This is a genomic window from Inquilinus sp. KBS0705 (assembly GCA_005938025.2).
GTDB lineage: Bacteria > Bacteroidota > Bacteroidia > Sphingobacteriales > Sphingobacteriaceae > Mucilaginibacter.
This window is the reverse complement of record VCCI02000001.1, coordinates 877305-902411: the sequence shown is the minus strand read 5'-3', so window position 1 is coordinate 902411 and position 25107 is coordinate 877305. Positions and strand designations below refer to the sequence as shown.

Sequence of the window (25107 nt, the reverse complement as noted above, 5' to 3'; positions counted from 1 at the left end):
ATTCGATAATATCATGAGTATAGGCAGCAGAGTTTCGGACGCAACAGTTGATGTAGTTTTAGTGGGTGCAGGCATAATGAGTGCCACATTGGGGGTAATGTTAAAGCAATTACAGCCCGACCTAACTATTGAAATATTTGAACGCCTTGATGCTATTGCTGCCGAAAGTTCTGACGCGATGAATAACGCCGGAACCGGCCACTCCGCGTTTTGCGAGTTAAATTATACCCCACAGCGCAGGGATGGCAGTATTGAAATAGACAAAGCCATAAAAATTGCCGAACAATTTGAAATAACAAAAGAATTTTGGGCTTTTTTGGTAGAGCAAAAGTATGTAGATAACCCGCAGAGCTTTATTAATAAAACGCCGCACATGAGCTTTGTGTGGGGGCAAGAAAATGTAGAGTACCTTAAAAAACGCTGCGAAGCATTGGTAAAACACCACTTTTTTAAGGATATGCAATACTCGGAAGACCATACCGAGCTGAAAAAATGGATACCCCTGGTGATGGATGGTCGCGAGGCTGACCAAAAGGTATCGGCCAGTTATATGGATATTGGTACCGATGTGAATTTTGGCACATTAAGCCGCACATTGTTTGACAAGTTAAAGCAAAAACCGGGCGTTAACTTATATTTAAACCACGATGTTGACGATATAAAACGTAATAAAGATGCCAGCTGGCAAATAAAGGTTACCGACCACACTACAGGCAACAAACGCAAGCTGAGTGCCAATTTTGTATTTGTGGGTGCCGGTGGTGGTGCTTTACCCCTGCTGCAAAAATCGGGCATACCGGAGAGTAAAGGCTTTGGCGGTTTCCCGGTGAGCGGGCAATGGCTGGTTTGTAATAACCCGGCTGTAATTGCCAGGCATGATGCCAAGGTGTATGGCAAAGCATCTGTCGGTGCCCCACCCATGAGTGTACCGCACTTAGATACGCGAATGATAGACGGCAAAAAGGAGCTGCTTTTTGGCCCCTATGCCGGCTTTTCTACCCGTTTCCTAAAGAAGGGGTCGTTATTAGATCTTTTTGGCTCTATAAAGCTAAACAACATCCTCCCGTTATTAGCGGTAGGCCGCGATAACTGGGCGTTAACCAAGTACTTGATAAGCCAGGTAATGCAATCGCCCACAGACCGGCTGAATGCATTGAAAGAATACTTTCCGGCGGCGCAGGCAAACGACTGGGAACTTGAAATTGCCGGCCAACGTGTGCAGGTAATTAAAAAAGACGCTAAAAGCACCGGGGTATTGCAATTTGGCACCGAGGTAGTAACCTCTGCCGATGGCAGCATATCAGCCCTATTGGGCGCATCGCCGGGTGCTTCTACATCGGTACCTATAATGGTAGAACTGATAGGCCGTTGCTTTAAGGCACAAACCCAAACTAGCGAGTGGCAGCAAAAATTCAAACAGATGATCCCATCCTACGGACAATCATTAATTAAAGATGAAGCTTTGGCCGATGCTACAAGGGATAGGACAAGTAAGGTGTTGGGATTGGTGTAGAGCTACTGATTATATAATCCATTATAATGATTAGCTGGCCTTGAGCTACCTTGCTGTATTTCTTCAATAGCAAAGTTAATTGGCAAACTATATTGCACCCGAACCGGCATTCCATTAAATATACCGGGCTTCCATAAAGGCATATTTTTAATTACTCTTACAGCTTCTTCATCAGTACCGCTTCCTAAGCCTCTTACTACTTTAACATCATTAATTGAGCCGTCCTTTTCTACTATAAATGTAACTATTACCCGGCCCTGGGTATTGTTATTTACTGCTGTTGATGGATAATGTAGGGTTTTAACCATGTATTTTCCAAAAGCGGCAACACCACCAGGAAATTCGGGGGCTATATCAATTTTAGTAAATACTTTATTCTGAAAATCGTCATAAGCTTTTCCGAATATAGGAAGGTCGTTTTTATAGCCATTTGTCTCCATCAGCTTTCCATTTACAAAAACATTCCACTCGCCTTCCAGTAAACCATTTAACACTTGCCCTTCCTGGTAATCAACAAAGTCGTCTTTAAACTCAATCCATTTGCCGTTACCATTATTTGCCAATACATTGCCTAAAGAATCACGACACTCTTTACGGTAATTTTGTGAGCCTTTGTCAAAACTGGTAATAATATATAGTTTGCCGTTTGGGTAATATTGATTTACATCACCAACCACTACTCCTTTTTTATATGTTTTCTCTAGTTTCTTATTACCATTCGGATAATATTCAGTCATTATACCCTCCGCATCAGGCCAAAACCAATAATCGTTAGTAGCTGTGCGGGCGGTCAACTTTAGTTTTCCATCCATGTAATAATCTTCTACATTAAACATTCCCCCATCGGCTTTAATTATCAGTCTTAAAAATTCAGCATCATTCTGATCGAAAGCTAATGCGTCGCGTCTTTTCATATAATATGCCACGCTATCAGGTTGCTTATGCGCTTTTTTATCAATCATCACGCCTTTTTGCGCATCCACCTCCCCGCAAAACAACATTCCTAAAATTAACAGGGGTAAAATTCTTATCATACTTAGTTTAATCAAAAAGTCCGGGTATGATGGCTCATACCCGGACATAAATATACTATCAATTATTAATTGTTTATAGTTTTACAGTAGCCTCTGTTACTGTTAAGGTAACCGGTACTCCAACAATAATTACTTTTGTGGCAAACGGCACTTTAATGCCTGTATTTATCGTGCGGTAATCGCTATAAATAGTAGGTGCTGCGTTTGGCGCATCGGTTATGCGTTTAACTTTAAAGCCTGTTTTTGAGTCATAGTAGTTTTTCTCCTTAATTCCGTTAGGGTTAGTAACGTTAACCTGGTAGGCCAGTTGCCCTTCAATTACCTGCATGTTGGGTACCAATTCCAGTTTATAACCCGGCTTAGTATAGTCCAGTTCGGCAAATGTTTTATATTTAATAACACTTAGTTTACTATTTTCTTTATCGTACGGTAAGGGCTTGTTCAGTTGGGTTAGTTTAACGCTATCGCCATCTATAACAAGGTCCATCACTACAAAATTATTATATGACGGTGCTAAAATATATACCTTGTTTTTGTTTGGCGATTGGTAAGTAGCTGTTGAAACTATACCTGTACCCTGCACTTCGCCGGTCGATTTTATTACCAGCTCCTTTACGTCCTTTAACTTACCTGCGCCGCCTACAGCGTTTAGGTAATTATCAATAACGTTAATTGCTGTTACACCTTTTGGCACAACCGACCCGCTCAACGAATTATTCTCGGGGTTAACATCCGGTAAACCATGCTCCGGATCTAAGGTTACGTACAATATTTTTGAGGTTGATTTATATGGGAACGTCCATGTACTACCACGTTGCCATATTTCGGCAGGTAGTTTTACCGTACCCGATCTGCCGTTCTCTTCCTGCACAAACGCAGTAACCGGCATCGCCATTTCTTCCAGGTTCTCGATAGTAATTAACGACCCTTTTGCGGCATCGTCTTCCACATAATCAATTGCCTTAACAGATTGGTCAAGCTTCCAGGTGGTCATAAACCACTCGTTCCAAAACCAGCTCAGGTCCTCACCTGCGGCATTATCCATCGAGTGGAAAAAATCAAATGGTGTTGGGTGTTTAAATGCCCAGCGTTTAATATAAGTTTTAAAGGCATAATCAAAACGCTCTTCGCCTAATATCTGCTCACGTAGTATGGTAAGGCCCATGGCGGGTTTTTCATAGGCAGATGTACCTAAGTTACCCGGCTGTATCACATCCGGCGTGTTCATCAATGCATCGGCATCCGGGCCAAAGTGCTGTATGGCATCTTCGTGCATATCTTGTTTAACGTAGTATTCGCCTTTGTTAAACACCTTTGTATCTACCTTATTAATAAAGGTGTTAAAGCCCTCATCCATCCAGGCGTATTTACGCTCGTTACTACCCACTATCATCGGGAACCAGTTGTGGCCAAACTCGTGGTTGGTAACATCCCATAAACCGCCGCCCTGGCTTTGGTAACTGCAAAATACAATACCGGGATACTCCATACCCCCTACTATACCACCTACATTGGTAGCAACGGGATAAGTGTACTCAAACCATTTACCCGAATACAGTTCGATACAATTTTTCACGTATTCGGTAGATCTGCCCCAGGCACCATCTCCTTTGCTCTCTAAGGGGTAAACAGACTGCGCCAATGCTTTTTTACCGTTCGACAAGTTAATGCGTGCGGCATCCCAAACAAACGCTTTTGATGCGGCCCATGCTATATCGCGTGCGTTTTTGCAATAAAAATGCCAGGTAAGGTTTGGCTTTTTAACGTCGGCATTATTGCCTAATACGTCGGTAGAATCTTTTATAAACACCGTTTTATCGCTCGCACGGGCTGCCGCCAAACGTTTTAAAGCTGTAGGTGTAAGTACTTCGGTTGGGTTTAGTAACTCGCCCGAGCCGGTTACAATTAAACTGGCGGGTGCTGTAATGGTATAATCAAAGTTGCCATACTCCAGGTAAAACTCCGATGCGCCTAAATAAGGAATGGTGTTCCAGCCGCTCACATCGTCGTAAACCTCCATACGAGGGTACCATTGGGCAATTTCGTATACCCAACCATTTTTAGTTTTTAACCTGCCCATACGGTCGGTACCGTACTCGGGTATGTCAAATGCGTAATCTATTTTTATTTGCAGTTTAGCACCGTTTGCCCTTAAGGTATCATTAAGCTTTATTTGCATGCGGGTATCAGTAACCAGATAATTTACCTTTTCGGCCTTGCCATTTCTTATTACAGATACTGATTTTAGCTCATCGCCATTAGTAAACGATTTATTAGCGAAACGGCCACCATCAACGGCGCTTGTAGCCTGCGCGCGCGAATCTTCGCGGTAAACATTTTGATCAGTTTGCAGCCATAAAAAGCTCAGTGCATCTGGGCTGTTATTGGTATAGGTAATTAATACACTGCCTGTAATGCGGTGCTTTGCTGTATCAAGCGTAACATCAATTTTGTAGTCGGCACGGTTTTGCCAGTACTTAGCACCCGGGGCACCAGATGCCGAACGAAACTCTGTTCCCTTACCAAAATAGAACAAAGGGTTAAAAACTTTATGCTGATCGTATTTTGGTTCGGGCTTATCAGTGTTTTGCGCCTGCGCGTTGTAGCAGCAAACTGCTAATAGTAATAAAATTGCTTTATTTAATAATTTCATATGGGGGCTTAAATTTGATGGCAATATATTAAAATTATACAAGTGCGATTAGTTAACATTTTATCCTTTTTTCGAACGGGTTTGTCCGGGCCGGACGGCAGCGGACATAAATAAACTTGTTTTATTGAGATTTATTTTTATATTAGTGGGTAACAGGCGGCGAAAATAAACGAAAAAAAACCGCTGTAAGCAACAAAAAAATGGAATAATTTATAGCCAAAAGAGTAAAGGTTTGTGGCTATGCGCGCTGCAAAGCCAATTTTGAATACTAAAACCATATTTAACAAAAGCACCACTCCATTTTTTTATATTTTAATGCGTTTGGCCTGTTGTTACGATAAACCGTTGCATGTTTTTTATATTTTTGCAGCATACCGGTTATACATTATTAACGCCGGTTGTCTTTTTCCCATAAATGGATATATCAGTAGTAGTACCATTATACGATGAGGTTGAATCGTTACCAGAGCTTACCACATGGATAAGCAAGGTGATGAGCGATAATAATTATACTTACGAAATCATACTGGTAGATGATGGCAGTAAAGATGGTTCGTGGGATATGATCCTGAAACTCAAAGAGAGTAACCCCTTTATAAAAGGCTTCAAATTCAGGCGTAACTATGGCAAGTCTGCCGCGCTAAATACCGGCTTTGAAGCTGCTAAAGGCGATGTGGTGATAACAATGGATGCCGACCTGCAGGATAGCCCCGACGAGATACCCGGCCTGTACAATCGCATAACGCAAGACAAATACGACCTGATATCGGGCTGGAAAGCCAAGCGCTACGACCCGCTTACCAAAACCATACCTACAAAATTATTCAACTCGGCCACGCGTAAAATGAGTGGTATACACAACCTGCACGATTTTAACTGCGGCTTAAAAGCCTACCGTAAAACAGTGGTAAAAAACATTGAGGTTTATGGCGAAATGCACCGTTATATACCTGTATTGGCTAAATGGGCAGGCTTTACAAAAATTGGCGAACAGGTTGTAGAACACCGCCCACGTAAGTACGGTAAAACCAAATTCGGCTGGAGCCGTTTTATAAATGGTTTTTTAGACCTGTTATCGATATTTTTTGTGGGTAAGTTCGGCAAACGCCCTATGCATTTTTTTGGTATGATGGGCACGCTTAGCTTTTTAACGGGGATGATATTAGCTATATGGCTAATAGCCGAAAAGCTGTATAACCTGGCGCATCATATAGTTGCAAGGCAGCCGACAGACAACCCTCTGTTTTATTTTGCGTTAGTGGCCATTATACTGGGTTCGCAACTATTTTTAACCGGATTTGTTGCCGAACTGGTTGCCCGCAGTGCACCCGAACGCAATAAATATCAAATTGAAGAGACTGTTTAGATGTGCGGATTACAAATATGCAGATGTGCAAATGAATGGAAATTCACTAAATTATCTGCACATCTAAAATCTGCACACCTGCACATCTAAAATCTGCACATTTAGTACTATGTTTTTTTCTATCATCATACCTTTATACAACCGCCCGCAAGAGATAAGTGAATTATTAGATACGCTTACACGGCAAACCTATAAACAATTTGAGGTATTGGTAATAGAGGATGGTTCTGTTGACAGGGCCGAAGATATTGTAAAAAGCTTTACAGAAAAGCTCGATATTACCTACTACGAAAAAGCCAACGAAGGACAGGGATTTACCCGAAACTTTGGTTTTGAACGCGCCAAAGGGGATTATTTTATTGTATTTGATTCGGACTGCTTAATACCTGATAATTATTTAGAGATAGTAAACAATTCATTAAAAACCAACTGGCTGGATGCCTATGGTGGCCCCGATGGTGCGCATCCTTCATTCACTCCAATACAAAAAGCTATCAGTTATTCCATGACCTCGCCTTTTACAACCGGCGGTATTCGCGGCAGCAAAAAGGCTATAGGGCAGTTTCACCCGCGTAGTTTTAACATGGGTATATCAAGACAGGTTTGGGAACGAGCAGGCGGCTTTATTATCACGCGCCTGGGCGAAGATATTGAATATAGCATACGCATACATAGCCTTGGTTTTAAAATAGGTTTGATAGCCGATGCTCTTGTATACCATAAGCGCCGTACCGATTTTATAAGATTTTATAAGCAACTCCATTTTTTTGGGCGGGCTCGTATAAACATCTACAAATTCTTTCCCGATCAGCTAAAAGCAGTTCACTTTTTCCCTGCTGTATTTACACTGTCCTTATTATTTACCATAGTTGCCAACATTGCTCAATGGCCTATAGCCTTACTGTGTAATGTTTTGCTAACTATTTACTTTTTGTTGATATTTTTTCATTCCTGGATAGCAAACAAATCAGCAAAAATTGCATTTTTGAGCATTATAGCTGCCTTCACACAACTGATGGCCTACGGGTTAGGATTTATGCAGGATTTTTGGAAGCGTGTAGTGTTAAAAAAGATCATAAAAACTTAGTATGTACCACCCCTTTTCTGTAGCAGAGACCATTAAAACTGCCTGGGATATTTTTAAAAAGAACTTTGTAACTATCATTGTCTACTCGGCTATTGCGTTTTTTTTATTATCTGTATTAGGTGTAATTATTACCATTATTGTATCGCCCGAAGAATTTGCAGGCACTATGGTAGTATCGTTCCTGCTTATATTGGTACAAGCCTATACTACACTCGGTTTATACAAACTTATTTTTACAGTTATAGATAGCGAATATTACGATTTCGAATTTTCGCAGGTAATTCCAAAAATGAAAATGATATGGAGCTACCTTGCTGTTGTATTCATTATAGCATTTATTGTAACCAACCTTACTATAATTATTGATAAACTGGAGAATTATCCCAACGTACAATTTGGCGTAGAAATACTGGCCGGAGCAATTGGCTTATACCTTGCTCTACGAGCCATGTTTTTTAACACCTTTATAGTAGACGATGCATCGGGGCCTATAGAATCATTAAAACAAAGCTTTGAGCTAACCAGGGGTTACCTGTTAAAAGTAGTACTAATATTGGGCGTCATAATTTTATTGATCGCTCTGCCGGCTAAACTCGCACAGTATTATCCGGTTATATCTTTAGCTATTGTATTTACCTATCCTTTTGTAAATATCATATTGGCGGTTACCTATCGTAAGTTAATTTACAGCCACAAGGATGTGGATGATGATATTGCCGAAACCAACTAATTATGGGCTTAAAAGCAGTATTAAGCAAAGTATTTGCCTGGTGCGTAAACAGGCAGTTAAACCATATCAGGCAAAACGCAGTTGCATTACAGCAGCAGGTATTCAGCAATTTAATTCATACCGCAAAAAACACAGCCTTTGGTACCGACCACTGTTTTGTCGAAATAAATAACTACGAAGACTTTAAGAAAAGGGTACCCATACGCGACTACGAAGAATTGCGCCCTTATATAGAGCGTATAACACATGGTGAGGTTAATGTACTTTGGCCGGGTAAACCAGCTTATTTAGCCAAAACATCGGGTACTACATCGGGCGTAAAATATATCCCTATCTCAAAAGAAAGCATGCCTGAGCATATTAAGGCAGCTCGTAATGCGCTCTTGAGCTACATACACGAGACCGGTAAATCTGATTTTGTAGATGGCAAAATGATATTTTTGCAAGGCAGCCCCGTATTGGCCGAAAAGGCAGGTGTTTCTACCGGTCGTTTATCGGGTATCGTTGCGCATCATGTACCGGCTTATCTGCAAAAAAACAGGCTTCCATCCTACCAAACCAATTGTATTGAGGACTGGGAAGAAAAAGTAGATGCCATTGTAAAGGAAACGGTTAATGAGGATATGCGCCTGATATCCGGTATACCTCCTTGGTGCCAAATGTATTTTGACAGGCTATCGGCCGTTAAGGGGGGCAAAAAGATAAAGGACATATTCCCTAACTTTAAGCTTTATGTGCATGGCGGCGTTAATTACGAGCCCTACCGCGCCCGTATGGAAGAAAGTATAGGCGCTAAAATAGACAGTATTGAAACCTACCCTGCATCCGAAGGTTTCATTGCTTTTCAGGATTCGCAAACCGATAAAGGTTTACTGTTAATGGTAGATGCCGGTATATTTTACGAATTTATCCCATCAGAAGAGTACTTTAACGATAACCCTACCCGCATTAATTTAAAAGATGTGGAGTTAGATAAAAACTATGCGCTGATACTAAACACCAGCGCAGGTTTATGGGGATACAGCTTAGGCGACACGGTAAAGTTTGTATCAAAAAACCCTTATAAAATTGTGGTTAGCGGCCGCATTAAGCATTATATATCGGCCTTTGGCGAACATGTGATTGGCGAAGAAGTAGAGCATGCACTAATGAGTGTTGCTGAACAAGAAAGTGTAGATGTAATTGAATTTACAGTAGCCCCGCAGGTATCCCCCTCAACGGGCGAACTGCCTTATCATGAGTGGTTTGTTGAATTTGGTAAAGAACCGAAAGATATAAAAGCCTTTGCGCTAAAAGTAGATAAAGCACTGCAGCAAAAAAATATTTACTATTTAGACCTGATAGAGGGTAACATATTGCAACCTTTAATCGTCAGAAGTTTAAAAAAGGATACCTTTATAAACTATATGCGCAGCCAGGGCAAACTTGGCGGTCAAAACAAAGTACCAAGGCTGGCGAATGACCGCAAAATTGCAGACGAGCTAAAACCGTACATTAATTAACACCGGGTTTATATCCGCAGAACGATTATAAAATTAATTGAACACTACTACTAAAAATATTGCCATTTTAGGCTCTACAGGCAGCATAGGCACACAAACGCTGGAAGTTATAAAGGACAATCCGGGCCTGTTTCGTGCTTATATGCTAACTGCCCACTCAAATGCTTACCTGTTAATTGAGCAGGCACTTGAGTTTGTGCCCGAATACGTAATTATTTGCGATGAAAGTAAATCTGGCGAGATAAAATTAGCACTTGCTCATCTACCTATAAAAGTTTTAGGTGGATATGAAGCCATTAAGGAAATGGTAACCCATCCCAATATTGATATTGTTTTAACTGCTATGGTGGGCTTTGCCGGTTTAGAACCTACCATAAATGCCATTAAAGCTGGTAAGGACATAGCCTTGGCTAACAAAGAGACTTTAGTAGTTGCAGGCGAGCTGGTAACAGCCTTAGCTAAGCAGCATGGTGTTAAAATATTACCAGTTGACAGTGAACACTCTGCCATATTTCAGTGCCTTGCAGGAGAGGAAAACAACAAAATAGAAAAGATAATCCTTACCGCATCAGGCGGGCCGTTTCGTGGCAAGGGGCTGGATTATTTAGCAAGCGTAACCCGTGAGCACGCACTTAAGCACCCAAATTGGGTTATGGGTGCCAAAATAACTATTGATTCGGCATCATTAATGAACAAAGGGCTGGAGGTAATAGAAGCCAAATGGCTGTTTGACCTGCAAGCAGATCAAATTGATGTTATTGTTCATCCGCAGTCTATCATACACTCTATGGTTCAGTTTGAGGATGGCTCAATAAAGGCACAAATGGGCTTGCCCGATATGAAACTGCCTATACAATACGCTTTAAGTTACCCTGATCGTGTTAAAAATAATTTTAAACGGTTTGATTTTACGGCTTACCCTAACTTAACATTTGAGAAAGCGGATATAGACACCTTTCGCAACCTGAAACTGGCTTTCGAGGCGTTAAATAAAGGTGGCAATATGCCCTGCATAATTAATGCAGCAAATGAAATAGCAGTTGCTGCATTTTTAAAAAACGAAACCGGTTTTTTAGCCATGAGCGACATAATTGAAGCCTGCATGCAAAAAATAGATTACATCGATAATCCGTCGTTAACCGACTATTTGAATACTGATAAAGAAACACGCATATTTGCGCAAAATTTAATAACAAAAATGCCGTTAAAGGCAGTGCAATCTTAATATATAAATACCTCTGATGGACGTTTTGATAATGGCCGGCCAATTAATACTTGGTCTTTCAATTTTAGTAATACTACACGAATTTGGGCATTTTTTAGCAGCCCGCGCTTTCGGAATAAAAGTAGAGAAGTTTTACCTGTTTTTTGATGCCTGGAACTTCAGCCTTTTTAAATTTAACTATAAAGGTGTTGAATATGGCATTGGCTGGTTGCCATTAGGTGGCTATGTGAAAATTGCCGGTATGATAGATGAGTCGATGGATACCGACCAGCTGGCCGGGCCACCGCAACCCTGGGAGTTTCGTTCAAAACCGGCATGGCAGCGTTTAATTGTAATGTTAGGTGGTATAATTGTTAATATTATAGTTGGTGTTTTTATATTCTGGATATTAACTATCCGCTATGGCGAAACCTACATACCCAATTCTGAAATTAAATATGGCATAGTACCGGGTACCATCGGGCAAAAAATGGGCCTTAAAGCCGGTGATAAAATTTACGCGGTAAACGGTAAACCTATTGTCAGGTTTGAGGACCTTACCAGCCCTAAGATATTATTAGACAAAACTGTATTAAACGTTAAACGTGGGGATAAAGACACATCAGTTAAAGTACCCCCAACTATTCTTAACGACCTGTCTGATTATGGCATAGAAGAATTTATAAGCCGTTTACCTCGTATAAAATTCGCTATTGACACAGTGGCTGCAAAAAGCGGTGCCCAACTGGCCGGTTTGAAAAAAGGCGATAGTATTATTGCAGTTAATGGCAATAAGGTTGTGTTTTTTGATGAGATGCAGGCGCAGTTGCGTAAAAATAAAAACAAGCAAGTGCAGCTTTCAATCAAACGCGACACCACCGTACAACTAATTAATGCTAAGGTAAATAAAGAAGGTGTTTTAGGCTTTAAACCCAAAGCTGATCTGCCAAAAGATACTACTATTAAGTACGGTTTCTTTGGATCGTTACCTGTAGGGGCTGTTAAGGCATGGGGTATGTTTACCGATAATGCCAAAGGCATCAGCAAAATTTTTACCGGTCAGGTTAAGGCGCGTAAGGCTATATCAAGCCCTATAGGCATCGCTGTAATGTTTGGCAGCCATGTAGACTGGATACGTTTTTGGAGCCTTGTAGGCTTTCTTTCAATGGTATTAGCGCTTACTAACCTGTTGCCTATACCAGGGTTAGATGGCGGGCACACGGTATTTTTACTTATCGAGATGGTAAAGGGCAAACCACTAAGCGACAAGTTTTTGGAACGTGCGCAAATAGTAGGCTTTGTTTTATTAATATCGTTAATGGTATTTGCCTTTGGCAACGATATTGTTAAACAGGTAATGAAGAAATAAACTTTAATATTATAGCATAAGAAAGCCGCTGCAATGACAATTGCAGCGGCTTTTTATTTATACAAATACGCTAATTATACGGTAGCCTCTTCTTCAATAATTGGAGCAAATGGCGGGTTCTTTTTAATAATTGCAGCTATGATCAGATCAATAACAGCATATATAATTAAACCTATACCCAAATTCGTTGCTTCGTTTTTTATAGTTGCATTAAACTTGCCATCTAAAGACTTTGTAAACTCGTCTATCTTGTCCTGAGACATACCTGAATTACTTAATTGTTCTGTAAGTTTTGCTGAAAGTGCTTCACTAACTCTTGATGCCAGCGTAGGGTCAATAAAATTGAACAAAATGTAGTTAAAAACAATAGTTAATACCGATATGTATACTGACATAATGAAAAGGCACTTAAAGGCATCTCCAAATGTCCAATAACCACCGGCAGCCTTTCTTACTTCAAGGCCAAAAACAACTAGCAAGGCAATAATTATCACAAACATTAATAATGATACAAAAGTATTTGTGTACTGCATTAAGGGGTTTATTACCCAAAAGATAAGTGTAAACACAATTGATATAGCACCAATTAATAATCCATAACGGAGGGATAATTTGGTAATAATGGAGTTTTTTGTTTCTTCAGACATAATTGATAAGGTTTATTTTTAATTATTATTTAAAGCTAACCAATATTTCTAATACTGCCATATCAAATGGTTTATTTACTGCGTTATCGGCAATCGCCTTGTGCTCTGCATCAGATGGCTCTGTATTTTGAAAAAAGCACATCATTGGGTAAAACAATTCCTTTAATTCCGAATCCTCAGCTATGGTATTAGCCACTTTTTTCATTTCGCTTACCGGGCTTTCAATCAATATTTGGTTGGCAATAACGGGTTCGTAAATACGGTACTCATCCTGAAACTCGTCTTCATCAACCAATAAAAACTCTTTTAAGTAATCTTCCAGTTCAGGGTCAATATCTTCGTCATCGCACTCGTTTAAATACAATAGCAGGTTTAACAACTCGGTCCCCCTGTCAAGCGTTTGTTCTTCAATAGCCTCCCACTCAGGTGTGTCCAGGTAATCGTCTTCCAGTTTTTTAACATCTTCGCTAAAAAAGTTGATCATCAGCATATCAAAAAACACTTCGCGTAGTTCTTCTATCTGCGGGTGTTCGTCAAATACAGCGTCTAATGCATCGGCCTTTCTTAAAAAATCATCGTCGGACGCGAAAACTTTTTCAAACTCGGCAACGAATGCAGTAGCATCAATACCACCATACGTCGAAAAGGCATTTAATGCCCCTTTTAAAGCCGAGCTCACTTTTGGGTCTGTCATGTGTTTAGTTTTTAGCGGTTTGGTTATTATTACAGGTTAACAAAACTTTACCTTTTAAGTTCTGCTCCAAAAATGGAGAATTATAGCTTTTAGAGCGGTTTTCTGCCCTGGTATATTCCCAACTGAAGTCCACATCAAGTAGTACCAGGTTGGCTATTTGCCCTTCGGCAATTACCGGCACCTCTACATTCAATATTTTACGCGGATTTATGGCCAGCTTTTCTATAACCATAGTAACAGGCAGGCCCGCTTTTAAAGCCAAAGAAAATGCTGTTTGCAGGCCTATTATACCATATTCGGCAACCTCAAATTCCACGTCTTTAAACTCAATTTCATGTGGGGTGTGCTGGCTTACAATAGCGTCGATAGTGCCATCTTTTAAACCGACTATAAGTGCGTCTACGTCTTCCTGTGTGCGTAGCGGGGGTTTTACTTTATATAAGCTATCAAAACCTTCCAACGCTTCATCGGTAAGCACCAGGTTGTGCGCGGCCACATCGCAGGTTACTTTAACGCCTTTGCGTTTAGCCTCGCGTATCAGTTCAACCGCATGGGCGGTAGATATAGTTGTAAAATGTATTTCGGAGTTTGAGTCTTCGGCCAGGTATAGGTCTCTGGCTATCATCAATTCTTCGGCAAGTGATGGTATACCCTTCATGCCCAGCATCGTACTCATCACCCCTTCGTTAACTTTTGCCTTGCCAGCTATTGCGATATCTTCGGGGTACGATATTACCTTAGCGCCAAAACCCTGTACATATAGCAGGGCCCGCTCCATTAAACCTGCATCCTGCACGGGGCGGTTACCATCGGTAAAGGCTTTTGCACCGCTTTTAAACATATCGTACATTTCAGCAAGGTCTTTTCCTTCACGCTTATGTGATATGGTTCCAAGTGGATAAATATCTACAAGGTTGTTCTTAGCTCTGTTAAGTAGGTATTCTACTTCGGCTTTTGAGTGTACGGGCGGATAAGTGTTTGGCATTAAGGCTACACCTGTAAAGCCTCCTGCGGCAGCTGCGGCTGTACCTGTTTGCAGGTCTTCTTTTGTTTCTAAACCTAACTCGCCTATGTTGCAGTTAAGATCGAAAAAGCCCGGAGCTATAAATTTCCCCTTTGCATCAATACTTTTAGCATCGTCGGTAATAGATTTTGCAATTTTACTAATGGTGCCATTTTTTATCAGGATGTCTGTTTCCTGTTGATTAAAAGGCGATGCGGGGTCAATAACAGTGGCAGATTTGATAAGCAAATTCATTATCGCTGTTTAAGGTGGGTTTAAGTGATTAAACTGGCTGCGTAAAGCTGCGTTTATTGGTTTTATAAAACCTTATCAGCAAAATTTCGGCAGCCAGAAACATCAGGGTCAAAATTATACAAAGTTTCCATAATTGCAGCCCCCTATTTGCAGTAGCGCTAATTACTGCTGCATTAAATTTATCGCCTGTAGTTACTTTGGTTCTATCCGGCAATATTTTAACAAGCTCATCATTGTTTAGGTAACTCATATCCGATTCGGCCCTGCTATCATTAAAGGCCAATATAGCGGCGGTACTATCTTGTTTTTTAAGTTCGTAAATACCTGTTTGCATTATAGCATCGGGCAAATATAATAAGGTGCTCCCCTCCTGCTGCTTTACATCAGGTATAATATTTTGGCTCCCCTTTACCAACTTTAACAATTGCTTTTCTGTTGATTGCACCGGGCTGGTTTCAATAGGCTCTTTGCTGTCTGTATTATAAAACAAAGGTTGGTTTTGGCCACTTAACAATGCCACCCTTAGCATAGTAGGCACAAATAAGCCATGTACAGGCAGGTTGCTGAAATCTTCATTTAAAGCCACGGCGGATAGATATATTTGCCCGCTGCCGAAATGCTGAAATTGCAAAAACGGCTCGCCGTTTTGCAGGCGCATCAGGAATTCGGCCGGGCGGCCATCAGTACTTAACGCAAAGTATTTTTTTACTATGGGGAGGTCGGGGTTTTGTGGTAAGGATTCGAAAACAGTTTTAAAAACCGGAGACCGGACATTTAATGCCGATACTTTATTAGCAGCTGTCATCAGCTTCGCAGGATATGCAGCCCCCATTGGCTGCAATAGGGCCTTGTACGTGCTTAAGTCAGCATCTACAGCCGGGAATATAACCAACGCGCCCCCTTTGCTTACATAGGTTTTTAACTGTTGAGCTAAACCCGCAGAAATGCTCTTAACATCGCTTAACACAATTAGCGGATATGCCGTTAGGCCGGCATAATCTACATTGCCATCCTGCACATTTTTTAACATGAAAAAAGCATCAGATGCAAAAACCGCATTTAAATATTTATTTTGCTTACCATCATTAATGAGCAATACGGGCAGCTGCCTGCTAACATTAAAGGTAAAGTAAAAGTTATTATCAAAAACTACAGGGTTATCTTGTAACTGTATCTCGCCACGCTGCCATCCGGCTTGCAAACCCGAGAATGATACAGTATCGATCTGTGCTGAACGCCCCATTATGGTATAACTGCCCAACGCTTTTTGCACCCCGTTTACTAAAAGTTTAAGAGGGACTTTTTCTGCGGGTTTATCGGCATAATTATGTAACCTGATCACTAATTTTTCTCCCTCGTCGGGGCGATGCGTAGCGTTCAATAACCATACCGAATCTACTGCCACATTTGGTAACGAAGCTGCTTTTAACTGCACAAGGGTTACCGGAATATTTGGTTTGATATGCTCGCTTTTATCACTCATACTTTGCTGAAAATCGGATATGATATAGCTGTGTTTAGCGTCCCCCGGCTGCATATTAAGCATATTTTGCTGGCGGGCAGTAATTTGTGAAATTTGCCTGCTTTGCGGGCTTATCTTTACCATATCGACCGCATCGTTAAATTCATCCCTGCTTAACAAGCGCTGATGCTTACCTTCAAAATCTTGTGTTAATAACTGAAAGCGGTCGTTTATGTTATATGCGGAGGCTATTTGTTTGGCCTTTTGTTTAGCTTCATCAAGCAAAGTGCCCTCGCGGTTGAGAGTTTGCATTGAGTATGAATTATCAATAAAAACACTTACAACTTGCTTTTTACCGGCGGCAACATCACCAACACCTATGTATGGCCTTGCAAATGCCATTACCAAAAATAGTAGTGCTAAAATACGAGCCGCAAGAATAAGGCGCTCCTTTAAGTTTCGGCGCGAGGCCTGCTGCTCCTGCACCTCTTTTAAAAACTGCACATTGCTAAAATACACCTTTTTATACCGCCTGAAATTGAACAGGTGAATAACTACAGGTATAGCCAGCGTAAGTAATGCAAATAAAAATGTGGGATATATAAAATGCATTAATGTTATACGGGATAGTGTGTTATGCAAATTTGCAAATTAATGTGCAGATATGAGTAAAACAAAGCCCTACAACCAATACAGGCGACCTTTATTAAGACATTTTGATCAGTAATAACTAATTTTGATGCAGTTAACGCTTGTAACTATTGATTATTAATTTGTTACAGTTTAACCTCTCTATTACTTTGTACGACAGTAATTCAACTACATATATTAATATCAACCCTTAAGAAAACAATAATTACAAATATCCCTAAAAAGCGGTTATTATTATTTATTTTTGATGGTATAATTTAGATTTAGTTGCCAAATTGCTTATAGCCATTTGGATATGCAATCACCTTTAAATTCAATTAATAGAAAAAACTTTACATGACCCACAGATACGCTACTATCATCAAAGGTGCAAACCAAATGATCGATTATAGCATCCTAAATTTAAGCATGATAGTATCCTATATTATACAGGATACCACGCATACACTTTGGATAAATAACAGGAATTACATCCTGATAGCGCTGATATGTAACCTTTTTTGGCTGCTTGGTTCAAACATAACCGGCCTTTATCGTAACGTACTAAACCGTGACTCTATAAAAACCTACCGGGTTATTATCAATAATTATTTATTGTTTGTAGGCTTTATATATGTTACCATGATATTGTTGTTAGACACCAGCACCTATCATGTAACACATAAATTCTTTTACTACTCGCTTGGTTTGTTTGGTTTATTGCTGGTTTTATGGAAACTCATCTTCCTGAGCATCCGCCGCATGAACAGGAAATTCCTGATAGATTCAAGGCGGGCTATTGTAATAGGTGGCGGACGATTAGCAAACGAACTGCATACTTACTTCAAATCTGACCGTAGCAACGGTTACGAATTAATTGGCTTTTTTGACGACCAACCCCGCTCTGTTATCGATCAGAATTTATACCTGGGCAATATAGAGGGATGTATCGACTACGTGATTGAAAACAATATTGACGAGATATTTTGCACACTCCCAAGTTCCGAATCATCTACCATTAAACAATTAATGATGGATGCCGATAAAAACCTTATCCGCTTTAAATACATTCCTAATTATTATGATTTTGGTGTAAAACAAATACTATTTCAAAGCTTTGGCCATATTCCGGTGCTATCTGTACGGCCCGAACCTTTAGAGAATATGCTTAACCGCTTAATAAAGCGCCTTTTTGATATTGTATTTTCGCTATTAATTATATGCTTTGTATTTATTTGGTTGTTCCCTATACTGGCTATAATTATTAAGCTGCAATCAAGGGGGCCGGTGTTTTTTGTCCAGCTGCGATCGGGCCGCGATAATGAGGAATTTTTTTGCTACAAATTCAGAAGTATGCGGTTAAATAACGATTCGGACCATAAGCAAGCCACGCGTAATGATGACCGTATAACACCCATAGGCAAGTTTATGCGCAAAACAAGCATAGATGAACTGCCTCAGTTTTTTAATGTGCTAATGGGTAATATGTCGGTTGTTGGCCCACGCCCGCACATGTTAAACCACACTAAACAATACTCTGCATTAATTGATCAGTATTTGGTAAGGCATTTCCTTAAACCAGGTATAACCGGCTGGGCGCAAATACAAGGTTTTAGGGGAGAAACTAAAACCACCAAAGAGATGCTTTCGCGCGTAGAGGCTGATGTTTGGTATTTAGAAAATTGGTCGTTCCTTTTTGATATGAAAATCATATTCCTCACCTTATGGAATGCGGTGCGCGGCGAAAAGAACGCTTATTAAGGCTTTTTAAACTTGTCGTAAACTATAGGTAAAAGTGTTTTTAACCACATCTTAAATATCTCAGCGGGCATATTAATAGGAAAATTTTTCCAACTGTATCGCAAAAAGCTTTTGTACTCTAACCCCTTAGGGCTGTATAAAAACTTTATACGTTGTCTAAGCGTTGCGCCCGTCAGCCATGGGTGGCCATGGTCGTTTTCGCAGCTGCCATAATACCCAGGCGCTACCCAAACCTTTATACCTTGCCTTACTGCGTTTAAAGTATAGTCATAATCAGCAAAGCTATGGATGTATTGATCAGATAATATGCCAATTTTATCTACGGTAGCCTTATCAACCAGCATAATATTAGCATTTCCCATTTCACATTCTTTTAACTCGTTAACGCCGGGTACAACCGGGTTTGCAATAACAGAATATTTGCTAACCAATTTACGCCCCCCGTATGTATGTTCCAAAGTTTCGGGATGTTGAACGCTGCCAACAATTATATTTTCGGGGTTTTTTGATAGCTGGTACGAATCGAGTAGGTTAGCTATGGCGTTATTATACAACTTTACATCATCATTCATTAATAGGTAAAAATCGTAGTGTTCACTTTCTGCTATTACGGTCTTCCATAGCAGGTGCATGCCGCCTGCCCAAAACAACGACCCGGAGCCTTCTATAAGGTGCACACCTGGAAAGTTGGCCTTTACATAGTCCGCTGTGCCATCGGTAGACTGGTCGTCCAGCAAGTAAACGCTTAATGCATACCCATCAGGGATATACTGCCTGGTTAGACTTTCTAAAAATGCGGTGGTTTTATGTAAGCGATTATACGAGCAAGCTAATACAGCTATGTTTTTTATAAGCGTTGATGCCATTAATATTTACAATGTTCAAAATTATGCGAATATACTTACTTAAAAATAAGCGGCAGCAGGCATCACCATTTCCTTTTTAATTGACCAAAAATATTTTGTTTTTGTTGATGATGTTTGCCAGGGTGGTTTTTGTGTTAAAAAATGGCTTTTCAGCACGCAGGGGCTAAAACCTTTGTCCATTTAGCTATAAAATTGTTCTACTTTTTTGTTTGTGTTGCTGTAAATTTTTCGTTTTTTTTCGTTTCCTCACACTTAATAATATAACATTTAATTTCAATAAAAAAAGCGTTTAAATAAACAATGCCTACAGAGTGATATAACCAACCATCGTTGTCAACATAAATTAAGTAATTATTTTTTTATTTTTATTTATACTTAATCTAAATAATAATAACTTTGAGGCGATAAAACCCCTTATGCAATTGAAAAGATTTACGCTACTCCTTTTACTATTCGCGGTTGGTTTAACCAAAGCAAGCGCACAAGTTTTAACCCAGGAAGATTCACTGGCAGCCGGTTTAATATATAAACAACAAGCAACCGTTATATCGGGCTATGGCGAGGCTAAATACAGTATTGATACCAAAAGAAAAAGCGCCGAAGCCAACCTTAAGCGCGTAGTTTTATTCCTGGGCCATAAATTCAGTAATAAGATTTCGTTATTTACCGAGCTTGAGGTAGAAGATGCCCTGGTGTCATCGGCTGGTGAAGGTGTTGCAGGTAAGGGCGGCATATCTATGGAGCAAGCCTTCCTTAAATTTAACCTTAACCCAACCACCTATTTAGTAGCGGGTTTATTTATACCACGTATAGGCTACATCAACGAAAACCACCTGCCTACCACGTTTAATGGTGTCGATCGTCCGTTTTTAGAGGAGCAGATCATCCCATCTACCTGGCGCGAAGTCGGCGTTGGCTTATACGGGCAAATTAAAAATATACCGGGTTTAAATTATAGCCTGGCCCTAACCAACGGTTTAAATTCCGAAGGGTTTAGCAGTGCCGACGGTATTGCAGGCGGCAGGCAATTAGGCCAGGCCAGCAACGGCCTTAACCTTGGCTTAAGCGGGTCATTATTGTACTACATTAGTAATTTCAGGTTACAGGCATCGGGTTATATCGGCGGGTCAACTGCTAAGGAACAACGCGTAGCCGATAGTTTGCAGCTTAATTCGGGGCCGTTTGGCAACCCGGTATCGCTTGGCGAGGTAAATGCGCAATACTCTAATTCGGGCATTACGTTTAGGGCTATAGCTACCGTGGTAAACATTAAAAATGCCGATGCCATTAACCGCGCTTTTGCTAACAACACGCCCGAAACCATGTATGGCGGCTATGCCGAACTGGGTTACGACCTGCTGTTTAACAAATATCACAATGAAAAATCATTCATCGTATTTGGCCGGTACGAATACCTTGACCTGAGCGCCAAAATACCCGATAACGGCTTAAAAAACGATGCTAATAAAAAGCAATATTTTGTGGGTGGTTTTACCTATAAGCCTATACGTGGCATTGCTATTAAAGGCGATTATGTGCGCAGGGTTACCGGCGAATTTAACCAGGCGCTTATTGTAACGCCTTTCCCTCAACAAGTACCCTATTTTAAAAACAACGGCTTTGTTAATTTAGGTATAGCCTATAACTTTTAATACTACTACAATGACCAGCAGAAGAGAATTTATCAGATCGGGGTGCGCGGCATGTTTGTTGGTAGCCTCGGGAGCAACATTGCTTGAAGGCTGCGCCACACCTATGCCGCTTGTTAACGCCACCGGAACAACCGATTTACAGGTGGGTACCGATAGCTTTATTGCAGGTAAAGGCAACATGCTGGTGGTGCGTACCAAACAACTGGAAAACGATATTCTGCTGATCAAAAATGGCGAAACCTATAAAGCGCTTTTATTAAGGTGTACCCACGAAGGTGTGGGCCTTACCCCTACGGCTAACAAAATTTACTGTACATCGCATGGCAGCGTGTTTGACCTGGACGGCAAAGTACAAAAGGAGCCTGCGCTACGCCCCTTGAAAACCTATCCTACCGAAGTAATAAATAATAAAGTTATCATTCATCTAAGCTAATACCCTATGAAAACACCATTCACTAAAGCAATTATATTGGCATTGCCGCTTACCTTTTTAGCGCTGTCATGCAAAAAAAGCGAACCGGCAAATACAGAAACCGATACGCTGAAAGCAGATATATTGGTTAACGTATCTGCAAATGTTTGTACACAATCGTACGAAGACATGTACGCTAAAACGCAGGAGCTGTTAACAGCAGTCACTACTTTAAATGCTACTACCACCGATGCTAACCTAACCATTGCACGAACTAAATGGAAAGATATACGCACCACCTGGGAACAATCTGAAGCATGGTTGTTCGGCCCTGTAGAATCAGATAATATCGACCCGCGTATTGATACCTGGCCGGTTGATTTTAATGCCCTTGATGCTATATTAGCCAATAAGGATGCTTTAACCGATACTTATATTGATGGCCTTGACGATGCCTTAAAAGGCTTCCATCCTATCGAGTATGTTTTGTGGGGTAAAACCGGCAGCAAAACAGCTGCGCAATTTACAGCACGCGAAAAAGAATACTTACTTGCCTTAACCAACAACCTGGTTAAACTGAGCAAAAACGTTAGAGATACCTGGACAAGCGGTGGCTATAAAACCCAACTGGCTACTGCCGGCACCGGATCTACCGAGTTTACTACCCAACAAGCTGCCTATTTACAAATTGTTGATGCCATGGCCGGTATTTGCGGCGAGGTAGCCGATTCAAAAATAAAAGAACCCTTTGATGCGCAAGACCCGAAATTAGAAGAAAGCCCATTCTCAAAAAACTCTATCACCGACTTCACTAATAACATTAACGGCATTTTAGAAATTTACCAGGGTAAGCTAAATGTTGATGGCGCAGGTTTGGAAGACCTTGTACGCAAAAACAACTTATCGCTTGATGCCGAAATTAAAAGTAAACACGCAGCTGCTGTTGCATCACTACAAGCCATAACAAAGCCCTTTGGCGAGGCCATTGTATCTGAACAGCCTAAGGTGCAAAACGCCATGAATAAAATAAACGAGTTGGCTACAGTTTTAAACGACAAGTTAACGCCGTTTGTAAAACAGTACGTAAAATAATACCTGCTATAAAACACATGAGGAAAACTACCCGGGCCATACTTGCTATATTTTCGGCGCTTACAATATTTATTTTTGCCTGCAGAAAAACGGATGGCTTAAACCCTGTACAAAACCCCGACAGCGAATGGCTGAGCGGTGGTACCGAAACGGCTTTTGATGAAGGCAGCGGTGCTTTTTCTCATGCGTTTACATCATTACCCGCAAATTTACTGCGCGTACACGAAATTGGCGACGGGCAATTTGGTGCCACATTTGTATCGGCACCCGCACCGGTTAACCCCGGGCTTGGGCCTATATTTAACAATGTTGCCTGCAGCTCGTGCCACGTGGCCGATGGGCGGGGTAAAGTACCGGGCTTTGGCGAATCGGCTGCTAATATGCTTTTCCGTATAAGTATACCCGGCAAAGGCGAACATGGCAACCCTGTACCGGTGCCTAACTATGGCGACCAGTTGCAAACCCGTGCTTTATTGGGCAAAACCCGCGAAGGCGATGTATTGATCACTTATGATAACCAAACCTATAGCTTTGCCGATGGCACTACCTATCAATTAAGAAAACCTACCTATACCTTTACCGCCCTGTATGCAGCCATGCCGGGTAATGTGCTGTTATCGCCCCGTGTGGCCGCGCCTGTTTTTGGCCTGGGCCTGCTTGGAGCGATAAATGATACCGACATTTTAGCCAAAGCCGACCCTGATGATAAAGACGGCGACGGCATTAGCGGCAAAGCAAACTACGTGTGGGATGTATTAAAACAGCAAAAGGTATTGGGCCGCTTTGGCTGGAAAGCAAACCAGCCTAGCCTGCTGCAACAGGTAGCCGCGGCCTACAACGGCGATATTGGTATTACCTCATCGCTGTTTCCGAAGGAAAGCAGCGACGGACAAACGCAATTTGACAGTGCCCCCGGTTACAAATACGAATTGAGCGACAGTTTGCTACATAGTGTGGAGTTTTATGTGCGCACGTTGGCGGTACCCGTACGCCGTAATGTTACCAATGCCAACATACAGCAGGGCAAAGCATTATTTACGGCTATAGGCTGTGTAAAATGCCATAATGCAGATGTACGCACCGCGGTAAATGTAAGCATGCCGCAACTAAGCAATCAGCTGATACACCCTTATACCGATCTGTTGCTGCACGATATGGGCCCGGGCCTTGCAGATAACCGCCCCGATTTTGATGCCGGTGGAACCGAATGGCGCACCGCGCCGCTTTGGGGTATAGGCCTTACCCAAAAGGTTAACGGGCATACCAACTTTTTACATGACGGCCGCGCGCGCAACCTTATGGAAGCTATATTATGGCATGGCGGCGAAGCGTTAAGCGCCAAAAATAAGGTTGTTGCCCTATCTAAAAACGACCGCGATGCGCTAATAGCATTTTTAGGTTCATTGTAAAGCATATAGCATACATTCCACCGTAGAGGCACGATACTTCGTGTCTCTTTTTAGGTGTGATTTTCGCCCTTGTTGGAGTTGTCTCCAACAAGCCGCCATGCATTCGCCTCGCTTCGTTACTTGTCCTAAAGGTTGTTGGTGACAACACCAACAACGGCGCGAAATTTTCATTTAAACAAATCATTTTTTTCGACTGCTAAAGCCAACGGCAGTTTGTCATTTTTTAATCTGTAAAGTGTAACATAGGAGACATCTTTTGAAGATTTAGCTGGCTTGAACACTGCATATTTAAAAGAATTCTCGTTAGTAGTACGAAAATTGAACTTAATAGTATCCTTTACTATTTGATATGTACCCCAATACTTATCTACACCGAAACAAACGCTATTTATGTAAAACTTAGAATTTGCTTTGAGTTTTAATGTAATAGTGCAATTTGCAGCACCTTCCCTATCGGCTATAAATAAGTCCTTTCCTTCAAGTTTGTCAAAGTTTATAATTCCTAAAGGTCTTATTCCTATCAAGATCATTAACACAATTATAACTCCTGTTTGATATAATCGAATCCGATCTTTAAATCTCCCACGTATCAACCTAAATAATTCACCTAATAGGTATATAATAATTACAACGTAGCACAGTGCCATTAAAAGAGTTGCCGGAATCAATAAAAAGCTCAAAAGCCCTTCCCAATAATAGGCTGTATTGAGCAACAAAAACAATATAATCGTAGCAATTAAAAGTTTGTTTTTTACCATAAGGTATT

Annotated in this window: 19 protein-coding genes and 1 pseudogene; 12 read left to right on the top strand and 8 right to left on the bottom strand. The window is 41.0% G+C overall.

Annotation, left to right across the window (positions count from 1 at the left end; translation table 11 throughout):
- Positions 1–13: 13 nt before the first annotated feature.
- The gene (locus FFF34_004000; GenBank protein TSD66578.1) at positions 14–1513 is read left to right on the top strand and encodes a malate:quinone oxidoreductase; all 1500 of its coding nucleotides are present in this window, start codon (positions 14–16) and stop codon (positions 1511–1513) included.
- A gap of 2 nt (positions 1514–1515) precedes the next feature.
- On the opposite strand, the gene FFF34_003995 is transcribed toward FFF34_004000, so the two are convergent.
- Both FFF34_003995 and FFF34_003990 read right to left on the bottom strand, forming a co-directional pair.
- On the bottom strand, positions 1516–2595 hold the full coding sequence (locus tag FFF34_003995; protein TSD66577.1) for a TonB family protein: 1080 nt from the start codon (positions 2593–2595) through the stop codon (positions 1516–1518).
- Positions 2596–3259: 664 nt separating this feature from the next.
- A pseudogene (locus FFF34_003990) lies at positions 3260–5200 on the bottom strand (M1 family metallopeptidase).
- Positions 5201–5615: 415 nt separating this feature from the next.
- Here FFF34_003990 and FFF34_003985 point away from each other — a divergent pair.
- The 6 genes from FFF34_003985 (at position 5616) to rseP (ending at position 12458) form a co-directional block, all read left to right on the top strand.
- The gene (locus tag FFF34_003985) at positions 5616–6566 is read left to right on the top strand and encodes a glycosyltransferase family 2 protein (GenBank protein TSD66576.1); all 951 of its coding nucleotides are present in this window, start codon (positions 5616–5618) and stop codon (positions 6564–6566) included.
- A gap of 109 nt (positions 6567–6675) precedes the next feature.
- Positions 6676–7653, top strand: a complete 978-nt coding sequence (locus FFF34_003980; GenBank protein TSD66575.1) for a glycosyltransferase — start codon at positions 6676–6678, stop codon at positions 7651–7653.
- Position 7654: 1 nt separating this feature from the next.
- Positions 7655–8383, top strand: a complete 729-nt coding sequence (locus FFF34_003975; GenBank protein ID TSD66574.1) for a hypothetical protein — start codon at positions 7655–7657, stop codon at positions 8381–8383.
- 2 nt (positions 8384–8385) lie between these two features.
- A complete protein-coding gene (locus FFF34_003970; protein TSD66573.1) occupies positions 8386–9885 on the top strand; it encodes a GH3 auxin-responsive promoter family protein in 1500 nt (499 codons plus the stop codon).
- A 37-nt stretch (positions 9886–9922) separates the two neighbouring features.
- Positions 9923–11110: a 1-deoxy-D-xylulose-5-phosphate reductoisomerase gene (locus tag FFF34_003965; GenBank protein ID TSD66572.1), complete on the top strand. Its 1188-nt coding sequence runs from the start codon at positions 9923–9925 to the stop codon at positions 11108–11110.
- A gap of 16 nt (positions 11111–11126) precedes the next feature.
- A complete protein-coding gene (gene rseP / locus FFF34_003960; protein ID TSD66571.1) occupies positions 11127–12458 on the top strand; it encodes an RIP metalloprotease RseP in 1332 nt (443 codons plus the stop codon).
- Between the two features lie 74 nt (positions 12459–12532).
- On the opposite strand, the gene FFF34_003955 is transcribed toward rseP, so the two are convergent.
- The 4 genes from FFF34_003955 to FFF34_003940 are packed head-to-tail and all read right to left on the bottom strand — an operon-like array spanning position 12533 to position 17131.
- Positions 12533–13105: a DUF4199 domain-containing protein gene (locus FFF34_003955; GenBank protein ID TSD66570.1), complete on the bottom strand. Its 573-nt coding sequence runs from the start codon at positions 13103–13105 to the stop codon at positions 12533–12535.
- A 25-nt stretch (positions 13106–13130) separates the two neighbouring features.
- Positions 13131–13799, bottom strand: a complete 669-nt coding sequence (locus FFF34_003950; GenBank protein TSD66569.1) for a hypothetical protein — start codon at positions 13797–13799, stop codon at positions 13131–13133.
- Positions 13800–13803: 4 nt separating this feature from the next.
- Positions 13804–15060, bottom strand: coding sequence for a dihydroorotase (locus FFF34_003945; protein TSD66568.1), 1257 nt, complete (start codon positions 15058–15060; stop codon positions 13804–13806).
- 25 nt (positions 15061–15085) lie between these two features.
- Entirely contained in the window at positions 15086–17131 is a 2046-nt protein-coding gene (locus tag FFF34_003940) for a hypothetical protein (protein ID TSD66567.1), read from the bottom strand.
- A 375-nt stretch (positions 17132–17506) separates the two neighbouring features.
- On the opposite strand from FFF34_003940, the gene FFF34_003935 reads away from it, so the two are divergent.
- The gene (locus FFF34_003935) at positions 17507–18910 is read left to right on the top strand and encodes an undecaprenyl-phosphate glucose phosphotransferase (protein TSD66566.1); all 1404 of its coding nucleotides are present in this window, start codon (positions 17507–17509) and stop codon (positions 18908–18910) included.
- Here FFF34_003935 and FFF34_003930 read toward each other — a convergent pair.
- Positions 18907–19776 carry a glycosyltransferase family 2 protein gene (locus FFF34_003930; GenBank protein ID TSD66565.1) on the bottom strand — a complete coding sequence of 290 codons (870 nt, stop codon included), beginning with the start codon at positions 19774–19776 and terminating at the stop codon, positions 18907–18909. The two genes, FFF34_003935 and FFF34_003930, sit on opposite strands and share 4 nt — an antisense overlap.
- 416 nt (positions 19777–20192) lie before the next feature.
- Between FFF34_003930 and FFF34_003925 the strand changes: the two genes are divergently transcribed.
- Genes FFF34_003925 through FFF34_003910 form a run of 4 tightly spaced genes read left to right on the top strand, consistent with a single transcriptional unit; the run spans position 20193 to position 24341 of the window.
- The gene (locus FFF34_003925; protein ID TSD66564.1) at positions 20193–21428 is read left to right on the top strand and encodes a hypothetical protein; all 1236 of its coding nucleotides are present in this window, start codon (positions 20193–20195) and stop codon (positions 21426–21428) included.
- A gap of 10 nt (positions 21429–21438) precedes the next feature.
- A complete protein-coding gene (locus tag FFF34_003920; GenBank protein TSD66563.1) occupies positions 21439–21861 on the top strand; it encodes a Rieske (2Fe-2S) protein in 423 nt (140 codons plus the stop codon).
- A 6-nt stretch (positions 21862–21867) separates the two neighbouring features.
- Positions 21868–22932 (top strand): hypothetical protein, encoded by a 1065-nt coding sequence (locus FFF34_003915; protein TSD66562.1) that lies wholly within the window; start codon positions 21868–21870, stop codon positions 22930–22932.
- Positions 22933–22949: 17 nt separating this feature from the next.
- The gene (locus FFF34_003910) at positions 22950–24341 is read left to right on the top strand and encodes a c-type cytochrome (GenBank protein ID TSD66561.1); all 1392 of its coding nucleotides are present in this window, start codon (positions 22950–22952) and stop codon (positions 24339–24341) included.
- 167 nt (positions 24342–24508) lie between these two features.
- Here FFF34_003910 and FFF34_003905 read toward each other — a convergent pair whose 3' ends face one another.
- A complete protein-coding gene (locus FFF34_003905; protein ID TSD66560.1) occupies positions 24509–25099 on the bottom strand; it encodes a hypothetical protein in 591 nt (196 codons plus the stop codon).
- Positions 25100–25107 lie beyond the last annotated feature (8 nt).

Coding starts and splice junctions, on each gene's coding strand:
- FFF34_003920 (TSD66563.1), top strand. CDS start 21,439: ATGACCAGCAGAAGAGAATTTATCAGATCGGGGTGCGCGGCATGTTTG.
- FFF34_003980 (TSD66575.1), top strand. CDS start 6,676: ATGTTTTTTTCTATCATCATACCTTTATACAACCGCCCGCAAGAGATA.
- FFF34_003910 (TSD66561.1), top strand. CDS start 22,950: ATGAGGAAAACTACCCGGGCCATACTTGCTATATTTTCGGCGCTTACA.
- FFF34_004000 (TSD66578.1), top strand. CDS start 14: ATGAGTATAGGCAGCAGAGTTTCGGACGCAACAGTTGATGTAGTTTTA.
- FFF34_003905 (TSD66560.1), bottom strand. CDS start 25,099: ATGGTAAAAAACAAACTTTTAATTGCTACGATTATATTGTTTTTGTTG.
- FFF34_003940 (TSD66567.1), bottom strand. CDS start 17,131: ATGCATTTTATATATCCCACATTTTTATTTGCATTACTTACGCTGGCT.
- FFF34_003970 (TSD66573.1), top strand. CDS start 8,386: ATGGGCTTAAAAGCAGTATTAAGCAAAGTATTTGCCTGGTGCGTAAAC.
- FFF34_003915 (TSD66562.1), top strand. CDS start 21,868: ATGAAAACACCATTCACTAAAGCAATTATATTGGCATTGCCGCTTACC.
- FFF34_003930 (TSD66565.1), bottom strand. CDS start 19,776: ATGGCATCAACGCTTATAAAAAACATAGCTGTATTAGCTTGCTCGTAT.
- FFF34_003985 (TSD66576.1), top strand. CDS start 5,616: ATGGATATATCAGTAGTAGTACCATTATACGATGAGGTTGAATCGTTA.
- FFF34_003955 (TSD66570.1), bottom strand. CDS start 13,105: ATGTCTGAAGAAACAAAAAACTCCATTATTACCAAATTATCCCTCCGT.
- FFF34_003935 (TSD66566.1), top strand. CDS start 17,507: ATGACCCACAGATACGCTACTATCATCAAAGGTGCAAACCAAATGATC.
- FFF34_003925 (TSD66564.1), top strand. CDS start 20,193: ATGCAATTGAAAAGATTTACGCTACTCCTTTTACTATTCGCGGTTGGT.
- FFF34_003995 (TSD66577.1), bottom strand. CDS start 2,595: ATGTCCGGGTATGAGCCATCATACCCGGACTTTTTGATTAAACTAAGT.
- FFF34_003975 (TSD66574.1), top strand. CDS start 7,655: ATGTACCACCCCTTTTCTGTAGCAGAGACCATTAAAACTGCCTGGGAT.
- rseP (TSD66571.1), top strand. CDS start 11,127: ATGGACGTTTTGATAATGGCCGGCCAATTAATACTTGGTCTTTCAATT.
- FFF34_003950 (TSD66569.1), bottom strand. CDS start 13,799: ATGACAGACCCAAAAGTGAGCTCGGCTTTAAAAGGGGCATTAAATGCC.